Raw genomic sequence first — 16,618 nt, forward strand, 5'->3', positions numbered from 1 at the left:
CTACGATCGCCACGAGTAAAGTACGCAGCGTTACTTTATACACGGAGCCTTGCAGATGACCGCCACTTCGCACAACCCCGACATCCCCCGGATCACCGAGGGCGCGTTCTTCACGACACCCCCACGACTGCCTCGCGGCCCCCACGGGATGACTCGCGACGAGGTCGCCGCCGTGCAGCGGGAACGCCTGATGATCGCCTACACCGAACTCGTCGCCGCCGACGGCTATCACTCGGTCGGCGTCCGCGACGTCGTCGCGCGCAGCAGCATGTCGCGGACGGCGTTCTATGACGCCTTCGACAATCTCGACGCCTGCGCCGACGCCGCCTACCAGCGGTTCATCACCGTGCTCGTGTCGACGATGATCGAACGCCTCCGCGCGACCGACGTCAGCCACGAGGTGCCCACCGTGATCCTCGCCTACCTCGAGGCGCTGCAGTACGACCTCGTCGTCGCCCGCGCATTCCAACTCGAGTTCGACGCCGCGGGCCCGGCCTCACGCTCCCGCAGGCGAGAGGCGCTGACATTCGTCGCGACCGTCCTGCGTGACGAACACCGCCGGATAGCCGAACAGGACGACGATCTCGAACCCGACCTGCCGACCAGTGTGTTCCTCGCCGTCGTCTACGCCGTCCGCCAGATGGCGTCCGACGCTCTCGACGGCCCCGGCACCCCCGACCTGACGGCGATCGAACCACCGCTCTCCGCCTGGATCACCCAGAGCCTCCGACGGGCGCAGTCCTACGACGCGCCGCCCTCCGGGCCGGCGACGGTCGTCGGGTGATCGACGATCCACCGCCTTCCCGCGTCGACGGCGTGCCGGAGCGCGATGCGCTCGCCGAGGTACATGAACGGACCGCCCACCAGCGGCACCATTCCGGCCCACCGAGCGAACCTCGGCGGCCCCGGACGCGACCCGAGGGACGACGTCAGGTCGTACAGGGTGCGGCCGACGCCCGCGACCGCCGCGAGGACACTGTCGGCGTCGGCGGGAATCACATGCTCACCGCCGTCGTCGAGGCCCGCGACGACCGGTGACACGTCGCGGCCGAAGAGGACCTCGCCGAGCATCACCACGCCGGATTCACGCGAGGTCGCGCCGTACTCACGAGCCACCGCCCGGACCACGAGAGCCTGCCCCGCCACGCCCAGATACGCTCCGACCGGCAGCCACTTGGTCCACACGCCGAACATGCTCGGAAAAGCGACCGCGGTGGTGGTGATCGCGCCGACCCTGCTGACCCACCAGTCGGCGCGCTCGTTCATCGACAGACGATCCCACCCCGGCGTGCCCGGCCAGTCGATCGCCGACAACAGGCACGACCGCCGTTTCACGTCGAACACGTCGGCGGTCGACAGCACGTCGAGGACCTGGTCGATCGTGGCGACCGTGCGGTCGAGGACCTCGACGAGCTGCGCGTCGTGCAGGGCCATCAGTCGTCGGACTCGTCCTGTGCGTCGGCTGCCGCGTTGCGCGCCGCAGCGATCTCCAGCGCACGACGCGCCGTGGCCTCATCCGGGTAGGGCCCCATCCGGTCGAAGACGTCTCCGACCTTGCCCTTCGTCACCGCACCGGTCGAGATCTGGTAGTACCACTGCGTGTCGTCAGCCATGACCCCAGGATAGCCCGGCAACCGTCAGACTGCGTGTGCGATGTCGTCGTACTCGTCGTCGTACCGCTCGTCGTGATACGCGAAGTCGTACGTCGGCAGGTGCTCGAACGCGGGGTCCTCGTCGTCGATCTCGAGGACGATCGCGCCACCGGGCCGACGCAGGCGCGCGGGTGGCGCGACGTAGCCGGGCTCGGAGCGCACCTTCTCGGCGCGCTCGTCCTCTGCCTTGCGGCGTCGCTGACGCGCGAGGCGTTGCGCGTGACGGACGTGCTCGGCGCGGACGGCACGACGCAGGAAGGTCAGGTACAGCGCGACGACGACCAGCATGACGCCCGTCGCGATGTAGCCGATCGGCGGGATCACGAACGCCGAGACGATCGCGGCCAGGGTGAGCACGGTGAGCGCCGCGAGCACCCGGCGCCGTTCGCGGTACGACGCGTCGTCGCGCGCCTGGGCCAGACCGGGACCGTATCCGCCGGTGCCGCGCATCTCGCGGGGCGTCGGCTCGGGGGCCTGCTCCACCTCGTCGGCGGCCTCGAGTTCGTCGTCGTCCTCGTCGTCGAGAATGTCGAACGCGGTGTCGGAGTCGTCCTCGTGCGGGGCCACCGGGTCGGTGCGGGCCGCCTGCGCCTCATCGATGTCGACGACGTCGACGTCGATCGGCTCGAACACGTCGGTCACCTCGAGCGGACTCTCGGCGTCGGAGCGGACGGCCACGATCTCCTCGACCTCGGCGTCCACGATGTCCGCGTCGTCATCGGCCTCGGCGACCTCGACCGTCTCGTCCTCGACGATCTCCGCGTCGACGACGTCATCGGACGCGACCTCGTCGGCGACGACGTCGTCGTCCGTCGGTGCGTCGTCGTCCGAGGAGTCCTCGGGCTCGGGCCGTTCGGCGAGCCGCTTGACACGGGTCGACCTGGCTTCGGCGGCACGGCGGCGCGCCGCGGCACTGCGGCTCCCGCCGCGGTGGACCACGCGGGTCTGCGCGGCCGCGGCGGTCGACTTGCGCGCCTCCGGCCGTCCCCGCAGCACCATCGGCACCAGCACGAACAGCCAGACCACGATCAGGAACACCCACAGCACGGAGTTAGGCATGTCGGGCGGCCTCCTTCTTCGAGTCGAGTGACGAGTCTCCACTGGACACCCTAGGGAGGCACGGCCTTTCGGGCCGGGCGGCGCGCCGCAGCAGCATCGAATTCACAGGTTTAACAGTAGTCACAACTGCCACAGCCGGGTGTCAGAGGGCGAGCGCTCGCCCCGAACGGATCAGCCCGTCGACGGCCCCGCCCGCGAGCTCTTCGACGGTGAGCGCGAGCAGGAGGTGGTCCCGCCAGCGCGAATTCACGTCCATGTACCGCTTGAGAAGTCCCTCCTCGCGGAATCCGACGGCTTTCAGCACGGCCCGAGACGCGAGATTGTCCGGCTGCACGGTCGCGTCCAGCCGATGAAGGCCGACCGGACCGAAGCAGTGGTCGACGCCGAGCGCGACCGCGGCCTGCGCGATCCCGCGCCCCGTGTGGTCACGATCGACCCAGTATCCGATCCACGCGCTGCGCACCGCCCCGCGCTGGATGTTCCCGACCGTCAACTGGCCGACGTAGCGGCCGTCCAACTCGATGACGAAGGGAAGCATCGTGCCGTGCTTGGCCTCCTTCTTGAGCAGCGAGTGCAACGGAGCCCAGGCCGACGGCTGGTGCCGTCGCTCCCATTGGCCGACGCCGGTCGGCTCCCACGGGAGCAGTTGGTTCTGATTCCGGATCCGCAAGCGACTCCAGGTGGCACCGTCGCGCAACTTCACCGGGCGCAGCGTCAGCAGTCCCGCCTCCAACCGGACGGGACCGAGAGTCGCGGGCCAGCCCGGATGATTCGCGGAGTCGACGAGCCAAGAGAACACGGATGGAGTCTACGGTCAGCCGCGCTCGGCCAGGAACGACACCTCGACGCGGTCACCGGTGTTGACGTCCTCGACGTCCTCGGGGATCACGATCAGACAGTTCGCCTCGGCGAGCTCGGCGAGCAGGTGCGACGTCCCCGACTCCGACTCCCCGATCGCCTGGACCAGGTATTCGCCGGAGCGTTCGTCGCGCATCAGCTGCCCGCGCAGGTATCCGCGGCGACCTTCGACGGACGCGATGGGCCCGATCGAGCGGGCGGTGACGGTCCGGCGCATGGGCTGCCGTTTGCCGAGCGCGATCCGGATCAGCGGCCGGACCATCACCTCGAACGTGATGAGTGCGCTGACCGGGTTCGCGGGCAGCAGGAACGTCGGGATCTCGTCGCGGCCGAGCCTGCCGAAGCCCTGGACCGAGCCGGGGTGCATGCCGACGCGCCCCACTTCGAGGTCGCCGAGGCCGTCCAACGTCTCGGTGATCATGCGCGACGCGGCGCCGCCGACGGCGCCGCAGATCACGACGATCTCGGCGCGGATCGTCTGCGCCTCCACGATCTCCCGCAGACGTGCGGGGTCGCGGTCGGCGATTCCGACCCGATGCACCTCGGCCCCGGCGTCGCGGGCGGCGGCCGCGAGCGCGTAGCTGTTGACGTCGAACACCTGACCCGGCCCCGGATCGCGGTCGACGTCGACGAGGTCGCCGCCGACGGCGATGACGGCGACCCGCGGCCGCGGATGCACCAGGACTCGGGCCCGCCCGACGGCCGCGAGCAGTCCGACCTGTGCGGCTCCGATGACCGTGCCGGTGCGGACCGCGACGTCGCCGGGCTGCACGTCGTCTCCGACGCGCCGCACGTAGTCGCCGCTGTCGACGGGGTGACCGATCATGACCCGGTCGGAGTCGCCGTCGGTCCAGCGGTGCGGGACGACGGCGTCGGCGAGCGTCGGCAGCGGAGCTCCCGTCTCCACCCGGACCGCCTGTCCCGGCTGCAGACGCGTCGGCGTCCGAGAACCGGGAGTCACGTCGCCGACGACCGGCAGATGCACCACCAGCCTGCCCGAATCATCGAGGACCGACACGTCGACCGGCTCGTCGGCCAGCGTCGACGTGTCCTCCGGCTCCTCGGCTCCCGCCAGCGCGACGTCGACGGCGCGTACCGCGTAGCCGTCGATGGCCGCCTGATCGAATCCGGGCAGCGGGTCGGTGGTGACGACCTCCTCCGCGCACATCAAGCCCTGCGCCTCCGAGATCGCGACCTGGATCGGTCGGGGTGCCACCACTGACGCAGTCACGAGGCTCAAATGGTCCTCGACCGATCGCATCGTCTCTCCTGTCGTGTCTTGACATTCGAGAGTAGTGCCCGGCGCGCCCGGACCGTCGCAGGCGCGCGGACTCTCAGCTCTCGGACAGCCGCTGTTCGAGCCATGCCCGCAGGTCCGGGCCGTAGTCGTCGCGGGCGAGGGCGAAGTCGACGGCGGCCTTCAGGTAGCCGCCCGGATTGCCGAGGTCGTGGCGGGTGCCGCGGTGGACCACCACGTGGACCGGTTCGCCCTTCTCGATCAGCAGGGCGATGGCGTCGGTGAGCTGGAGCTCGCCGCCCGCACCGGGGGTGATCTCGCGCAGCGCGTCGAAGATCTTCCGGTCGAGGATGTACCGTCCGGCGGCCGCGAGGTTCGACGGGGCCTGGTCGGCGTCGGGCTTCTCCACCATGCCGCGGACCTTCTTGACGTCGTCCGACGCCGGGTCGGCGTCCTCGACGTCGAACACGCCGTATGCGCTGATCGTCTCGTCCGGCACCTCGATCGCACACAGCACGCTGCCGCCGTACCGGGCGCGCGTCACCGCCATCCGGGCGAGGACCCCGCCGGGGAGGACGAGGTCGTCGGGCAGCAGGACCGCGATGGCGTCCTCGTCGTCGGCGAGTTCGGACTCCACACACCCGACGGCGTGGCCGAGGCCGAGCGGCTTGTCCTGGATCACCGACGCGACTTCGAGCAGCGACGGGGCGTTGCGCACCTTCTCGAGCATCGCCTGTTTGCCGCGGGCCGCGAGGGTGTGTTCGAGGACGAGGTCCTCGACGAAGTGCGCGACGACACCGTCCTTGCCGGGCGAGGTGATCACGAGGAGACGCTCGGCTCCCGCCGACTTGGCCTCCTCCGCGACGAGTTCGATGCCCGGAGTGTCGACGACGGGCAGGAGCTCCTTCGGAACCGTCTTCGTCGCGGGCAGGAAGCGAGTCCCGAGGCCGGCCGCGGGCACCACCGCGGTGTGCGGGATTCGCGGGCCGGACAACGGCTTGACGGGGTTCGACATGCGTCTCACTGTACGGAGGGAATCTGGCAGGATCCGATCTAGTCTCGTGTACACGTCGATCCTCGACATCAACAGATTGATGACAGACGGCGACATCCGCCGCACGCCCCCACTGGAGGACGCCCCCGTGAGCTCGTCGAAGAACGACATCCGCGCCGATCTGCTCGCCGCCAGGGAACGGATGTCGCCGTTCGTGATCGCGCAGGTCAACGCCGAGCTCGCCGAGTGGATGTACGCCCTGCCGGTGCCCGTCGCACCGGGCGACACGGTCGCGGCCTATGTCGCGGTGGGCGACGAGCCGGGCGGAACCGCGATGCTCGACGCGCTCGGAGACCGGGGACTGCGGGTGCTGCTGCCCGTCGTCCCGCCGGGGCCGCCGACCCGCCTGCTGTGGGGCGAATACCGGGGTGAGGATGCTCTGGTCCACGGTCGGTGGGATCTGCTCGAGCCCGCCGAATCCCTCGGCGCGGACGCGATCGGCGCGGCCCGCGCGATCCTGGTCCCCGCGATCGGAGCCGACCGGTCCGGCGGCAGGCTCGGGCGGGGCGCGGGCTACTACGACCGGACGTTGACGACGGCGGACGCGCCGATCATCGCCGTGGTGTACGACGACGAACTCGTCGATCGCCTACCGCAGGCCGACGACGACGTGCCCGTCGACTGGGTGCTCACTCCCGGCGGCGGTTTCATCCGCACGCCGCACCTCACCGTGAACGAGTGAGACTCAGGCGCTCGCCGCACCGGAGTCGGAGGAGGACGACGAGGAGCTGCTGCTCGACTCCGACGACGACGCCGCGGGCAGCGAACCCGAGCCCGAACGCGAGTCGGTCCGGTAGAAGCCGCTGCCCTTGAAGACGACGCCGACCGAGTTGAACAGCTTGCGCAGCTTGCCGCCGCATTCGGGGCAGACGGTCAGCGAGTCGTCGGAGAACGCCTGCACGATGTCGAACTTGTTTTCGCACACGGTGCACGCATAGCTGTAGGTTGGCACGGGAAACCTCCGGTCGGTCAGAACATTCAGTGTAACCGGTCCTGGCACTCCGCCATTCCGAGTGCCAGCCCGAGCCGATTCCTACAGGTCCGCCACTTCGGCCACATGATCAAGCTGATGTTCGCCGGCGAGAAGTCGGAGTCGGGCGTGTCGTCGTTCCAGGCACTGGCGATGTCGCTCGCAGGCCGCGTCGGCGCGGGCAACATCGTGGGCGTCGCGACCGCGATCGCGTTCGGCGGCCCCGGGGCACTGTTCTGGATGTGGGCGGTCGCGTTCCTCGGAGCGTCGACGTCGTTCGTCGAATGCACCCTCGGCCAGATCTACAAGGTGAAGGACCCGCTGACCGGCGAGTACCGCGGCGGTCCCGCCTACTATCTGAGCCGAGCGCTCGCTCACACGAAGGCGTCCACTCCGTTCAAGATCTACGGCATGGTCTTCGCGGCCGTGACGATCGTGGCCTGCGGTGTCCTGATGCCGAACATCCAGGCGAACTCGATCGCCGAGGGCGCGACCAACGCGTGGGGCACCGAGAAGTGGCTCATCGGCGCCATCACCATGCTGTTCCTCGCGTTCGTGATCATCGGCGGCGTCAAACGCATCGCCACCTTCGCCGGTGTCGTCGTCCCCTTCATGGCGATCGTCTACATCCTCGTCGCGATCGTCGTGGTGATCGCGAACGTGTCGGAGATCCCCGAGGTCCTGCGCCTGATCTTCTCGAGCGCATTCGGCGCCGACGCGGCGTTCGGCGCGATCCTCGGCTCGGCGATCATGTGGGGCGTCAAGCGCGGCATCTACTCGAATGAGGCCGGTCAGGGCACCGGCCCGCACTCGGCGGCCGCCGCCGAGGTGAGCCACCCGGCCAAGCAGGGCCTGGTCCAGGCGTTCGCCGTGTACGTCGACACCCTGTTCGTCTGCACCGCCACCGGCTTCCTGATCTTGTCGACCGGCGCGTACCGCGTGTACTCGGGCGAGTCGGCCGACGGCGCGATCATGCAGGAATCCGCCGTGCTCGACGCCGCGGGCGTCAAAGCGGGCGACGGCCCCGGCGCCGCGTACGTCCAGGAGGGCATGGACACCCTGTGGGACGGCGCGGGCGCGTCGTTCGTGGCGATCTCGCTGGCGTTCTTCTGCTTCACCACGATCGTCGCCTACTACTACATGGCCGAGACGAATCTCCGATTCATGCTGGGCGACGCCGCGACCAAGCCCTTCCGGTTCATCGCCGACACCGTCGGCGGCAACGTCAACCGCCTGCTGCAGCTGGTGATCTGCCTGTCCGTGCTCTCGGGCGCGATCGCCTCGGCGAAGGACGCGTGGGCGCTCGGCGACATCGGCGTCGGCACCATGGCGTGGCTCAACATCATCGGCATCCTGATCCTGCAGGGGCCCGCGTACAAGGCGCTCCGCGACTACGAGCGGCAGAAGAAGATGGGCGCCGACCCGGTCTTCGAACCCCGCAAGCTCGGCATCCTCGGAGCGACGTTCTGGGAGACGTACGTCCCGCCGTCGCCGACCAAGGAGCAGAAGGTTCAGGTCTGACGGACGCCGCACAGCACGAGGCCCGGGTCCCCCGCATCGGGGGCCGGGCCTTCGCCGTTCGGGCGTGTCTCAGATCACGCGCTTGTCCATGTCGGGGACACCGTCGCGGTTCTCGTCGTCCGAGCGGACCCGGCGTGCGTCCCACCGCAGGAGCACGGCGCCGAGGACCGCCGCGGTCAGCGAACCGACGAGGATGCCGACCTTCGCGGCAGGCTGGTGGTCCGCGGACAGTCCCGACTCCGGCGAGAACGACAGTTCGGCGATCAACAGTGCGACGGTGAAACCGATGCCGGTCAGCAGGCCGACGGGCAGCAGGTCGCGCAGTCCGATCGCGTCCGGCAGTCGCAGCGGGGTGATCCGGGTGACGACGGCGACGGTCGCCATCACGCCGATCACCTTTCCGACGACGAGTCCGGCGAAGACGCCGACGCTGACCGGCTGGACGATGTGTCCCAGCCCGACGACGGTGACGCCCGCCGACGCGAAGGCGAACAGCGGAAGCGCGACGGCCGTCGACACCGGCGTCACCCGCTCCCCGATCGTCTCCGTCCGCGGCCGAGGCTCGCCCGCCCGCGCGAGCGCCGGGACGGTGAAGCCGAGCAGGACACCGGCGACCGTCGCGTGCACGCCCGACGCGTGAACGAATCCCCACGCCGCGATCGCCACCGGGATCAGCAGCCATACGCGGATTCGTGCCATCCGTACGAGAACGCCGAACACCGCGACGAACACGAGACCCGCGGCGAGCATCCCGATGTCGATGGAATCGGTGTACACGGTGGCGATCACGGCGATGCCGAGCAGATCGTCGACGACGGCGAGGGTCATCAGGAACACCCGGAGTGCCACGGGCAGCCCCCGCCCGAACACGGCGAGAACCGCCAGCGCGAACGCGATGTCGGTCGCGGTGGGCGTCGCCCATCCGCGCAGCGCCTCCGGCTCCAGGGAGCCGACGATCGACGCGTAGACGAGCGCGGGCACGATCATTCCGCCGACGGCCGCGGCGATCGGCACCCCTGCGCTGCGCGGATTCCGCAGGCTCCCCGCGACGAACTCCTGCTTCAACTCGACGCCGACCACGAAGAAGAAGATCGCGAGCAGACCGTCGGACGCCCACTGCGCGAGCGTCAGATTCAGGTGCAGGGAATCGGGCCCGAAAGTCACTGCCAGCAGATCGTGATAGGCGTCGCGCCAGGGCGAATTGGCCCAGACCAGAGCTATGACGGCAGCCGCCATGAGGAGGATTCCGCCGGTGGTGTCCGACCCGATCCACGCCCTCAATCGATCAATCGATCTGAATCTGACAGCCGACTGTTCCATCTGTCTAGTTTCGCAGACGGTCACCGCCTGTGGACGACTGCCTCGATTCCGCCGAGTTGTCCACAATCGCGGTGGACATCATTGATCGACGCCGAATCGACGTACATTTCCGGCATGAGAGACGCCGCCGAACACCGAGATCTCGACCCGTCGCTGCTCGACCGGCTGCGCAGTGTCGCCGCGCCGGGATGGGCGCGCTCGGTTGCCTTGCGGCGTACCGCGGCCGTCGTGCTGGTGCTTGCTGCCGGGGTACTGAGCGTCGTCGAGTCCAGGACCGCCGCGGCACCGACCGCGGTCGTCGCGACGCGCGACCTGCGCCCCGGAACTGCACTCACACAGTCCGACGTCCGGCTCGCCCCGGTGCCCGCGAGCCTCATGCCCGACGACGCCCCGTCGCTCGGCGATGTCACCGGGGCCCGCGTCACGGGGCCCGTCCACGCAGGCGAGATCATCGCGCGTCACCGTCTCCTCGACTCGCGGCTCCCCGCGGAGCTGACCGGCGACGCCGACGCCCGCCTCGTCCCCGTCCGGCCGGCCGACGATTCGTCGACGGTCTTCATCCGCACCGGCGACGCCGTCGACCTCCTCACCGAGGACGGCGACGTCCTCGCCCGGAACGCGACCGTCGCACTGACCCCGCAAACCGACGGGCCCGAGCGCGCCGGGCCCGTCCTGGTGGCGCTTCCCGCCGCGGCCGCGCATCGGGTGGCGGCCGCGGGCCTGCGTGAACAGATCACATTCGTCTTGCATTGAATTTCGATCACTACTGGAATGTTGTAGCGAAATGACAGCGATGCTGCATTACACTCAGCCGAGTAACGGCACATCGAATAGTCATAGGGGGAGCCTCGTGCTCAAAGGATTCAAAGACTTCCTGATGCGCGGGAACGTCGTCGAATTGGCCACCGCGGTCATCATCGGCGCCGCATTCACTGCGATCGTCACCGCATTCACCGAGAAGATCATCAACCCGCTGATCGCGGCGATCCCGATCGGGACCGACTACAGCGGACTCGGCTTCTTCCTTCGACACCAAGACGGGCCGGGCGGCACGAGCGTCGGAATGGACGGCACCTTCGTCGATTTCGGCGCCGTGGTCACCGCGCTGATCAACTTCGTGATCGTCGCCGCCGTGGTCTACTTCCTGATCGTCCTTCCGTTCAACAAGCTGACGGAACTCCGGAAGCTCGGCGACGACGTCGAGGACGACGAGGTCTCGCTGCTCACCGAGATCCGCGACCTGCTCGACCCCGACGCCAAGGACCGCAAGGCCGCGGAGCTGGCCGCTGCCAAGGCCGCGGCCGACGCCGATGAGACCCGCCTGCGCGATGAGGCCGCCCGCGCCGAAGCGGCCCGTGTCGACGCACTCGCCGCACAGCAGACCGCGTTCGGCGAACAGCCCGTGTACGGCGAGCAGCGGTCGTACGGCGAGCAGCCGCAGCAGCCGTCGTACGCAGAGCCCGTCGAGCAGCCCGGATACGACGCACCGGGGGCGACGACGCAGTTCGCGCCCCCGTCCCAGGCGCCGCAGCCACACGCACAGCAGCCGTACGGCCAGCCGCAGCCGCCCGTCGGCCCGCCCAGCGGCGGCTTCCCGACCCCCAATCCGGCTCCGGGCCAGTACCCGCCGCCCGGCAACCTGCCGCCCGGTCAGTACGCGCCCGGCCAGTACCCGCCGCCCGCCGATCCGGGCCAGTACCCGCCGCCGGGACAGTTCCCCGGCGACCGTCCGCGTCACTCCCGCTGACCGATCCGACCTGAAGAAGGCTCCGTTCTGTGCCGGAACGGGGCCTTCTTCGCGCTCTGCGCTCGACGGTGTTAGGTTTGCCTCAGAATTACACTCACGATGGAGGCTCTGCCATGACCGTCGACACCGCCACGGTCGTCGCGCCCGAAGACACCTTGTCCGCAGCCATGAAGAAGGGCTCCGCGGCCGAGCACGATCAGGCCGAGGGCTCGTCGTTCATGTCGGACCTGCTCGGCGGGAAGATGCCCGCCGACGGGTACGTCGCTTACCTGCGCCGCCTCCGTCCCGTGTACGAGGCCCTGGAGTCGACCGCGCGGGCGCTCGCCGCGGACCCGATCGCGTCGAAGGTGATCGATCCGGCCCTGGACCGACTGGCGACGATCGACGCCGATCTCGAGCATTGGGCGCCGGGCGCCGACCAGAGTGTCGACTCCCCCGCGGCGACCGCGTACGCACAGCGCATCCTCGCCTCGGCGGAGTGGGGCGGGTCGTTCGTCGCTCACCACTACACGCGGTACCTCGGCGACCTGTCGGGCGGCCAGGCGATCGGACGGATCCTCGACCGCAACTTCGAACTCGACGGTGCGGGGATCTCGTTCTACGCGTTCGATGAGGTCGGCAAGGTCAAGCCGTACAAGGACGACTACCGCGACCGTCTCGACGAGATCGGCGCGACGCTGTCCCAGCAGGAACGCGCCCGCCTCGTAGACGAGGTGAAGGCGGCGTTCAACCTCAATCAGGCGCTGTTCGCCGAACTCGGCGCGCTGTACCCGTCCTGACGCTCGGGGCGCCGTCAGCCGTGGTGGGGTGGACGGTTCTCGTCGTACCAGTCGCGGCCGCGGGCGGTGTGGCGACTCTCTCCCGGTTCGACGATCTGCTCGGGGAGGTCGTCGCCGAAGACCGCGTCGAGTCGGCGGCGACGCTCCCAGTCGGCCTCGTCGAAGGTCGTCGACTCAGATGTCACTGAGATGCCCGATGACGTAGCGCGCCAACGGGATCAGCGTCGCCATGCCGTCGCGGACGGCGGCGCGGGAGTCGGCGATGTTGACGACGACCGTCTGCCCGGAGATGCCCGCGAGTCCGCGGGACAGTCCACCGTCGGTCGCTCCGGCCGACAGGCCCGAGCTGCGGATGGCCTCCTCGATGCCCTGCAGACGCCGGTCGAGCAGCGGCTCGGTGGCCTCCGGCGTCACATCGCGCGCCGCGACGCCGACGCCGCCGACCGACACCACCAGGTCGACGCCGCCGATGACGGCCGTGTTCAACGTGTTGCGGATCTCGACCTCGTCACCGGGGACGGTGACCGTCGCGTCGACGTGGAACTCGGCTTCTTCCAGCAGTTCGCCGACCAGCGGTCCGAGGGAACTCGGCCCCTCGCCGTGGGCGACGCGGTCGTCGATCACGACCACCAGCGCCCGGGCGAAGCCGTCGCCCGCCGTCGCAGGCGACAAGGAGGAGCGTGCCGCCGCGTCGGCTGCCTGAGCGTCTGCGTCGTCGAGGATGTCGGTCATGTCGGCCTCTCTAGTAAGTAGTCACAGGGTGCCGAGCGTGACGTCGACCGTCTTGCTCGCACCGTCCACCGTGTACGTCACCTTCACCGTATCGCCCGGAGCGTTCGAGCGGACCGCGGCGACGAGAGAGTCCGCGGATGTGATGTGGCGTTGACCGACGGCGGTGATCAGCGCGCCGACCGGGATGCCGGCCTTCTCGGCCGGTCCGCCGCGGACCACGCTGGCGACGACCGCTCCCGGCTTCTCCAGATCGGTGCCCTGCCGGACGGAGACGCCGAGGTTCGCCTGGGTGGCCTTGCCGTTGCTGCGGAGCTGATTCGCCACTCGCATCGCCTGATCGACGGGGATCGCGAATCCGAGGCCGATGCTGCCCGACTCCGAGCCGGTGCTCGCGCCGAGCGTGGCGATAGCGGTGTTGATGCCGATCAGGGCGCCCGCGGAGTTGATGAGCGCGCCGCCCGAGTTGCCGGGGTTGATCGCGGCGTCGGTCTGGATGGCATCGATCACCGAGTCCTGGCCGTCGGCTCCGGATGTCGACACCGGGCGGTCGAGGGCGGAGATGATGCCGGTGGTGACGGTGCCTTCGAGGCCGAGGGGCGAGCCGATGGCGATCACGTTCTGACCGACGGACAGGTTCTTCGACGCGCCGATGGTGATCGGTGTGAGCCCCGTCTTGTCGGCCTTGATCACGGCGACGTCGGAGACCGGATCGGCGCCGAGTACGCGGGCCCGGGCTCGTGAGCCGTCGCTGAAGCTGACGAGCACCTGTACGTTCTGTCCGCCGACGACGTGATTGTTGGTCAGGATGGTGCCGTCGCTGGAGAGGACGACGCCGGAGCCCGATCCGACCTCGCGGCCGTTGGAGACGGTGATCGACACGACCGACGGGAGAACCCTGGCGGCCGTCTCCTGCACCGAGCCGGGCGCGGCCTCGGGCTGCGCGGTCTGCGTGGGACCGGTGGCGATGGACGTGTTCGAGTTCGACGACGAGTTCTCGCTGTCGGAGACGAGGTATCCGACGCCGCCGCCTACACCGCCGGCGAGCACGGCCACGGCGGCCGCTCCGACGATCAGCTTGGTGCCTGTGCCGGTCTTTCGCCCGGGGCCGGGTGTGGGGGCCGGAGCCGGTCCGCCGACGACCGGGATCGGACCGGTGTGCGGGCCGTTCGGCGGGACGGCGCCGAACTGGCCGGTGCCGTAGGGCGACTGGTACGGGGTGGTCGTCGGCCCCGGACCGAACTGCTGGTAGCCGGGAGTCGGATTCGTCGGCGGCTGCGCGGCGAAACCGCCCGTCGTCGGCTGTGCGGGGAAGCCGCCCGTCGTCGGCTGAGTGGAGCCGGGAAGCGGCGGGAGCTGCGTGTACGGGGTCGGCGTGTGCCGGGTCGGTGCCGAGTTGTCGTCGTCGCGATCGCGAGGATCGCGGTATCCGCCGTCAGTCATGGAACTCAGCCTAGGCGACTTGTCTGTGAGGTCGGTCAAAGGATGCTGGGAATCATTCGCCAGGCGCGCGTCAGCGTCGGACGACGACCGGATCCGGCTCGGTGTGCAGCGCCGAACCCGGCAGTCGCATGCGGATCAACGCTCCTCCCTCGTCCGATGATTCCGCGACGACGGACCCGCCGAGCCGGTCCACGACCTGCCGCACGATCGCCAGGCCGAGACCGGAACCGGGCATCGATCGCGTCGCATCGGCACGGTAGAAACGCTCGAACACCCGCTCGCGGTCCTCCGGCGGAATGCCCGGTCCCGCGTCGGCGACGGACAGTTCGGCCGTCTGCAATCCCACTTGATGCAGGCGCACATGGACGGTGCGACCGGGCGGGGACCATTTGGCAGCGTTGTCGAGCACGTTCAACACGGCGCGCGTCAGACCGTGCTCCTCGCCGAAGACGAACCACGGCGACGTCTGGACGTCGAACTCGATGTCCGCCCGGCGACGTCGCACTCGCAGCAGCGCTCCGTCGATGACCTCTTCGAGGGCCACCTCCTCGTGCACCGTGTCGAGGGCGTCCTCACGCGCGAGGTCGACGAGATCGCCGACCAGAGTCGACAGTTCCTCGATCTGCGCCATCACGTCCGACCGCAGCTCGACCATGTCGGACGCGGGGATCGGCGGAGCCCCCGGCGCCGACGACGCGATGAGCAGTTCGAGGTTGGTGCGCAGCGAGGTGAGCGGCGTCTTCAGCTCGTGGCCCGCGTCGGCGACGAGTCGTGACTGCTTGTCCCTGGACTCGGCGAGCGCGCCGAGCATCGTGTTGAAGCTCTCGGTGAGACGCGCCAGCTCGTCCTTGCCCGTCACCGGCATCGGCGTCAGGTCCTGCGTCCTGGCGACGCGTTCGACGGCCTCGGTGAGACGGCCGACGGGCCTCAGGCCGCCGCGTGCGACGGCCGTTCCGGCGAGCGCGGCGAACGCGACTCCCACCCCGCCCGCCACGAACAGCACGGACGCGAGGCGCTTCAGGATGGCGTCGGTGCGGTCGAGCGATTCGGCGAGCAGCAGCGTGCTCCCGTTGGAGAGTTTGCGGGCGAGCACACGATGGTTCGCGGTGGTCCGCAGGCTCTGGTTGAGCTTCCCCGGCGGATTCACCGATTTGATGATCTGACGTTCGGTGTCGCCGACCGGCACCTCCCCCAGCATCAGGGTGTGGCCGCTCGGTTCGACCAGCGCGATCGAGATCGAGGTCGAGAACACCGTTCCGGCGATCAGGTCCTCCGGACCGTTGCCGAGCCGCCCGAGCTTGGACAGCACCGTCATGCCGTCCGCACGGGTGACGAGCTGCGAGTCGACGTCCCGGTACAACGACCGCGAGACGACGAAGTACGCCGCGCCCGCCATCAGCGTCGCCGACAACAGCACGACGGCCGCCGCCAGCAGTGCGACCCGGTTCCGCAGGGACACCGACCTGGTGAGCGCGTTCGGCGCCCGCATCGGCCGGTGCGGCCGCTTGTTCACCAGACGCGACACTACGGCGTCGCGCCTTCCCGGAGCACGTAGCCGACGCCGCGGACCGTGTGGATCAGGCGTGGTTCGCCCTCGGCCTCGGTCTTGCGCCGCAGGTACCCGATGTACACCTCAAGCGCGTTGCCCGACGTCGGGAAGTCGTAGCCCCACACCTCTTCGAGGATCCGACTGCGCGTGAGGACGCGCTTCGGATTCGCCATCAGCATCTCCATCAGCGCGAATTCGGTGCGAGTGAGACTGATCTGGCGTTCGCCTCGAGTCACCTCGCGGGTGACCGGGTCGAGGGTCAGGTCGGTGAACGTGACGGCCTCCGACCCCTCCTCGTCTTCGCGCGCCGTCCGTCGCAGCAGCGACCGGAGTCGGGCGAGGAGTTCCTCCAGAGCGAACGGCTTGGGCAGGTAGTCGTCGGCGCCCGCGTCCAGCCCCGCGACACGCTCGGACACCGAGTCGCGCGCGGTGAGCACGAGGATGGGGAGGTCGTCGCCCGCCGAGCGGAGTCGGCGGCACACCTCGAGCCCGTCCAGGCGCGGCATCATCACATCGAGCACGAGGAGGTCCGGCCGGTCGGCGATCACCTTCTCGAGCGCTTCGAGACCGTCGCCCGCGGTGTCGACGGTGTAGCCGTTGAAGGACAACGATCGGCGGAGGGACTCCCGGACGGCCCGGTCGTCATCGACCACGAGTATGCGCATGCCTACAGTCTTATCGTCTCTACTTCAGATCCTGC

The 16,618-nt window shown here is 69.4% G+C and carries 18 protein-coding genes and 1 pseudogene; 6 read left to right on the forward strand and 13 right to left on the reverse strand.

The window, feature by feature from the left end; translation table 11 throughout:
* Positions 1-55: 55 nt before the first annotated feature.
* Positions 56-784, forward strand: a complete 729-nt coding sequence (locus GYB83_RS07090) for a TetR/AcrR family transcriptional regulator (protein WP_161894837.1) — start codon at positions 56-58, stop codon at positions 782-784.
* Here the strand turns inward: GYB83_RS07090 and GYB83_RS07095 are convergent.
* The 6 genes from GYB83_RS07095 to GYB83_RS07120 all read right to left on the reverse strand — a co-directional run bounded on the left by GYB83_RS07095 (position 742) and on the right by GYB83_RS07120 (position 5,821).
* Complete coding sequence (locus GYB83_RS07095; protein ID WP_161894838.1) at positions 742-1,434, reverse strand: hypothetical protein; 693 nt, start codon at positions 1,432-1,434, stop codon at positions 742-744. The genes GYB83_RS07090 and GYB83_RS07095 overlap by 43 nt on opposite strands.
* Complete coding sequence (locus GYB83_RS07100; protein ID WP_161894839.1) at positions 1,434-1,613, reverse strand: hypothetical protein; 180 nt, start codon at positions 1,611-1,613, stop codon at positions 1,434-1,436. Before GYB83_RS07100 ends, GYB83_RS07095 begins: the two co-directional genes overlap by 1 nt.
* A gap of 24 nt (positions 1,614-1,637) precedes the next feature.
* On the reverse strand, positions 1,638-2,711 hold the full coding sequence (sepX, locus tag GYB83_RS07105) for a divisome protein SepX/GlpR (protein ID WP_161894840.1): 1,074 nt from the start codon (positions 2,709-2,711) through the stop codon (positions 1,638-1,640).
* A 142-nt stretch (positions 2,712-2,853) separates the two neighbouring features.
* Positions 2,854-3,510, reverse strand: a complete 657-nt coding sequence (locus tag GYB83_RS07110) for a GNAT family N-acetyltransferase (protein ID WP_161894841.1) — start codon at positions 3,508-3,510, stop codon at positions 2,854-2,856.
* A gap of 15 nt (positions 3,511-3,525) precedes the next feature.
* Positions 3,526-4,830, reverse strand: coding sequence for a molybdotransferase-like divisome protein Glp (gene glp, locus GYB83_RS07115; protein WP_161894842.1), 1,305 nt, complete (start codon positions 4,828-4,830; stop codon positions 3,526-3,528).
* Between the two features lie 73 nt (positions 4,831-4,903).
* A complete protein-coding gene (locus tag GYB83_RS07120; RefSeq protein WP_161894843.1) occupies positions 4,904-5,821 on the reverse strand; it encodes a UTP--glucose-1-phosphate uridylyltransferase in 918 nt (305 codons plus the stop codon).
* 79 nt (positions 5,822-5,900) lie between these two features.
* Between GYB83_RS07120 and GYB83_RS07125 the strand changes: the two genes are divergently transcribed.
* Complete coding sequence (locus GYB83_RS07125; protein ID WP_161895544.1) at positions 5,901-6,542, forward strand: 5-formyltetrahydrofolate cyclo-ligase; 642 nt, start codon at positions 5,901-5,903, stop codon at positions 6,540-6,542.
* 3 nt (positions 6,543-6,545) lie between these two features.
* Here the strand turns inward: GYB83_RS07125 and GYB83_RS07130 are convergent, their stop codons facing one another.
* Positions 6,546-6,812 (reverse strand): FmdB family zinc ribbon protein, encoded by a 267-nt coding sequence (locus GYB83_RS07130; protein ID WP_161894844.1) that lies wholly within the window; start codon positions 6,810-6,812, stop codon positions 6,546-6,548.
* A 72-nt stretch (positions 6,813-6,884) separates the two neighbouring features.
* Between GYB83_RS07130 and GYB83_RS07135 the strand changes: the two are divergent.
* A pseudogene (locus GYB83_RS07135) lies at positions 6,885-8,351 on the forward strand (alanine/glycine:cation symporter family protein); the annotation flags it as partial.
* Between the two features lie 69 nt (positions 8,352-8,420).
* On the opposite strand, the gene nhaA reads toward GYB83_RS07135, so the two are convergent.
* Positions 8,421-9,671, reverse strand: coding sequence for a Na+/H+ antiporter NhaA (gene nhaA, locus GYB83_RS07140; RefSeq protein WP_161894845.1), 1,251 nt, complete (start codon positions 9,669-9,671; stop codon positions 8,421-8,423).
* 114 nt (positions 9,672-9,785) lie between these two features.
* On the opposite strand from nhaA, the gene GYB83_RS07145 reads away from it, so the two are divergent.
* The 3 genes from GYB83_RS07145 (at position 9,786) to GYB83_RS07155 (ending at position 12,197) form a co-directional block, all read left to right on the forward strand.
* Entirely contained in the window at positions 9,786-10,424 is a 639-nt protein-coding gene (locus GYB83_RS07145) for an SAF domain-containing protein (protein WP_161894846.1), read from the forward strand.
* A gap of 97 nt (positions 10,425-10,521) precedes the next feature.
* Positions 10,522-11,418 (forward strand): large conductance mechanosensitive channel protein MscL, encoded by an 897-nt coding sequence (gene mscL / locus GYB83_RS07150; protein ID WP_161894847.1) that lies wholly within the window; start codon positions 10,522-10,524, stop codon positions 11,416-11,418.
* A gap of 113 nt (positions 11,419-11,531) precedes the next feature.
* Positions 11,532-12,197 carry a biliverdin-producing heme oxygenase gene (locus GYB83_RS07155; RefSeq protein ID WP_161894848.1) on the forward strand — a complete coding sequence of 222 codons (666 nt, stop codon included), beginning with the start codon at positions 11,532-11,534 and terminating at the stop codon, positions 12,195-12,197.
* 14 nt (positions 12,198-12,211) lie between these two features.
* Here GYB83_RS07155 and GYB83_RS23360 read toward each other — a convergent pair whose 3' ends face one another.
* From GYB83_RS23360 to GYB83_RS07175, 5 genes are all read right to left on the reverse strand, one after another.
* A complete protein-coding gene (locus GYB83_RS23360; RefSeq protein ID WP_186349735.1) occupies positions 12,212-12,382 on the reverse strand; it encodes a hypothetical protein in 171 nt (56 codons plus the stop codon).
* Positions 12,372-12,929, reverse strand: a complete 558-nt coding sequence (locus tag GYB83_RS07160) for a MogA/MoaB family molybdenum cofactor biosynthesis protein (protein WP_161894849.1) — start codon at positions 12,927-12,929, stop codon at positions 12,372-12,374. The genes GYB83_RS23360 and GYB83_RS07160 overlap by 11 nt, the downstream gene beginning before the upstream one ends.
* 21 nt (positions 12,930-12,950) lie before the next feature.
* On the reverse strand, positions 12,951-14,369 hold the full coding sequence (locus GYB83_RS07165; protein WP_161894850.1) for a S1C family serine protease: 1,419 nt from the start codon (positions 14,367-14,369) through the stop codon (positions 12,951-12,953).
* A 70-nt stretch (positions 14,370-14,439) separates the two neighbouring features.
* Entirely contained in the window at positions 14,440-15,858 is a 1,419-nt protein-coding gene (locus GYB83_RS07170) for a sensor histidine kinase (protein WP_161895545.1), read from the reverse strand.
* A 35-nt stretch (positions 15,859-15,893) separates the two neighbouring features.
* Positions 15,894-16,583 carry a response regulator transcription factor gene (locus tag GYB83_RS07175; protein ID WP_161894851.1) on the reverse strand — a complete coding sequence of 230 codons (690 nt, stop codon included), beginning with the start codon at positions 16,581-16,583 and terminating at the stop codon, positions 15,894-15,896.
* Positions 16,584-16,618 lie beyond the last annotated feature (35 nt).

The organism is Gordonia spumicola (assembly GCF_009932475.1).
GTDB classification, from domain to species: Bacteria; Actinomycetota; Actinomycetes; order Mycobacteriales; family Mycobacteriaceae; genus Gordonia; species Gordonia spumicola.

Coding starts and splice junctions, on each gene's coding strand:
- GYB83_RS07100 (WP_161894839.1), bottom strand. CDS start 1,613: ATGGCTGACGACACGCAGTGGTACTACCAGATCTCGACCGGTGCGGTG.
- GYB83_RS07170 (WP_161895545.1), bottom strand. CDS start 15,858: ATGCGGGCGCCGAACGCGCTCACCAGGTCGGTGTCCCTGCGGAACCGG.
- GYB83_RS07155 (WP_161894848.1), top strand. CDS start 11,532: ATGACCGTCGACACCGCCACGGTCGTCGCGCCCGAAGACACCTTGTCC.
- sepX (WP_161894840.1), bottom strand. CDS start 2,711: ATGCCTAACTCCGTGCTGTGGGTGTTCCTGATCGTGGTCTGGCTGTTC.
- GYB83_RS07165 (WP_161894850.1), bottom strand. CDS start 14,369: ATGACTGACGGCGGATACCGCGATCCTCGCGATCGCGACGACGACAAC.
- GYB83_RS07120 (WP_161894843.1), bottom strand. CDS start 5,821: ATGTCGAACCCCGTCAAGCCGTTGTCCGGCCCGCGAATCCCGCACACC.
- GYB83_RS07145 (WP_161894846.1), top strand. CDS start 9,786: ATGAGAGACGCCGCCGAACACCGAGATCTCGACCCGTCGCTGCTCGAC.
- GYB83_RS07160 (WP_161894849.1), bottom strand. CDS start 12,929: ATGACCGACATCCTCGACGACGCAGACGCTCAGGCAGCCGACGCGGCG.
- GYB83_RS07175 (WP_161894851.1), bottom strand. CDS start 16,583: ATGCGCATACTCGTGGTCGATGACGACCGGGCCGTCCGGGAGTCCCTC.
- GYB83_RS07090 (WP_161894837.1), top strand. CDS start 56: ATGACCGCCACTTCGCACAACCCCGACATCCCCCGGATCACCGAGGGC.
- GYB83_RS07125 (WP_161895544.1), top strand. CDS start 5,901: ATGACAGACGGCGACATCCGCCGCACGCCCCCACTGGAGGACGCCCCC.
- GYB83_RS07095 (WP_161894838.1), bottom strand. CDS start 1,434: ATGGCCCTGCACGACGCGCAGCTCGTCGAGGTCCTCGACCGCACGGTC.
- glp (WP_161894842.1), bottom strand. CDS start 4,830: ATGCGATCGGTCGAGGACCATTTGAGCCTCGTGACTGCGTCAGTGGTG.
- nhaA (WP_161894845.1), bottom strand. CDS start 9,671: ATGGAACAGTCGGCTGTCAGATTCAGATCGATTGATCGATTGAGGGCG.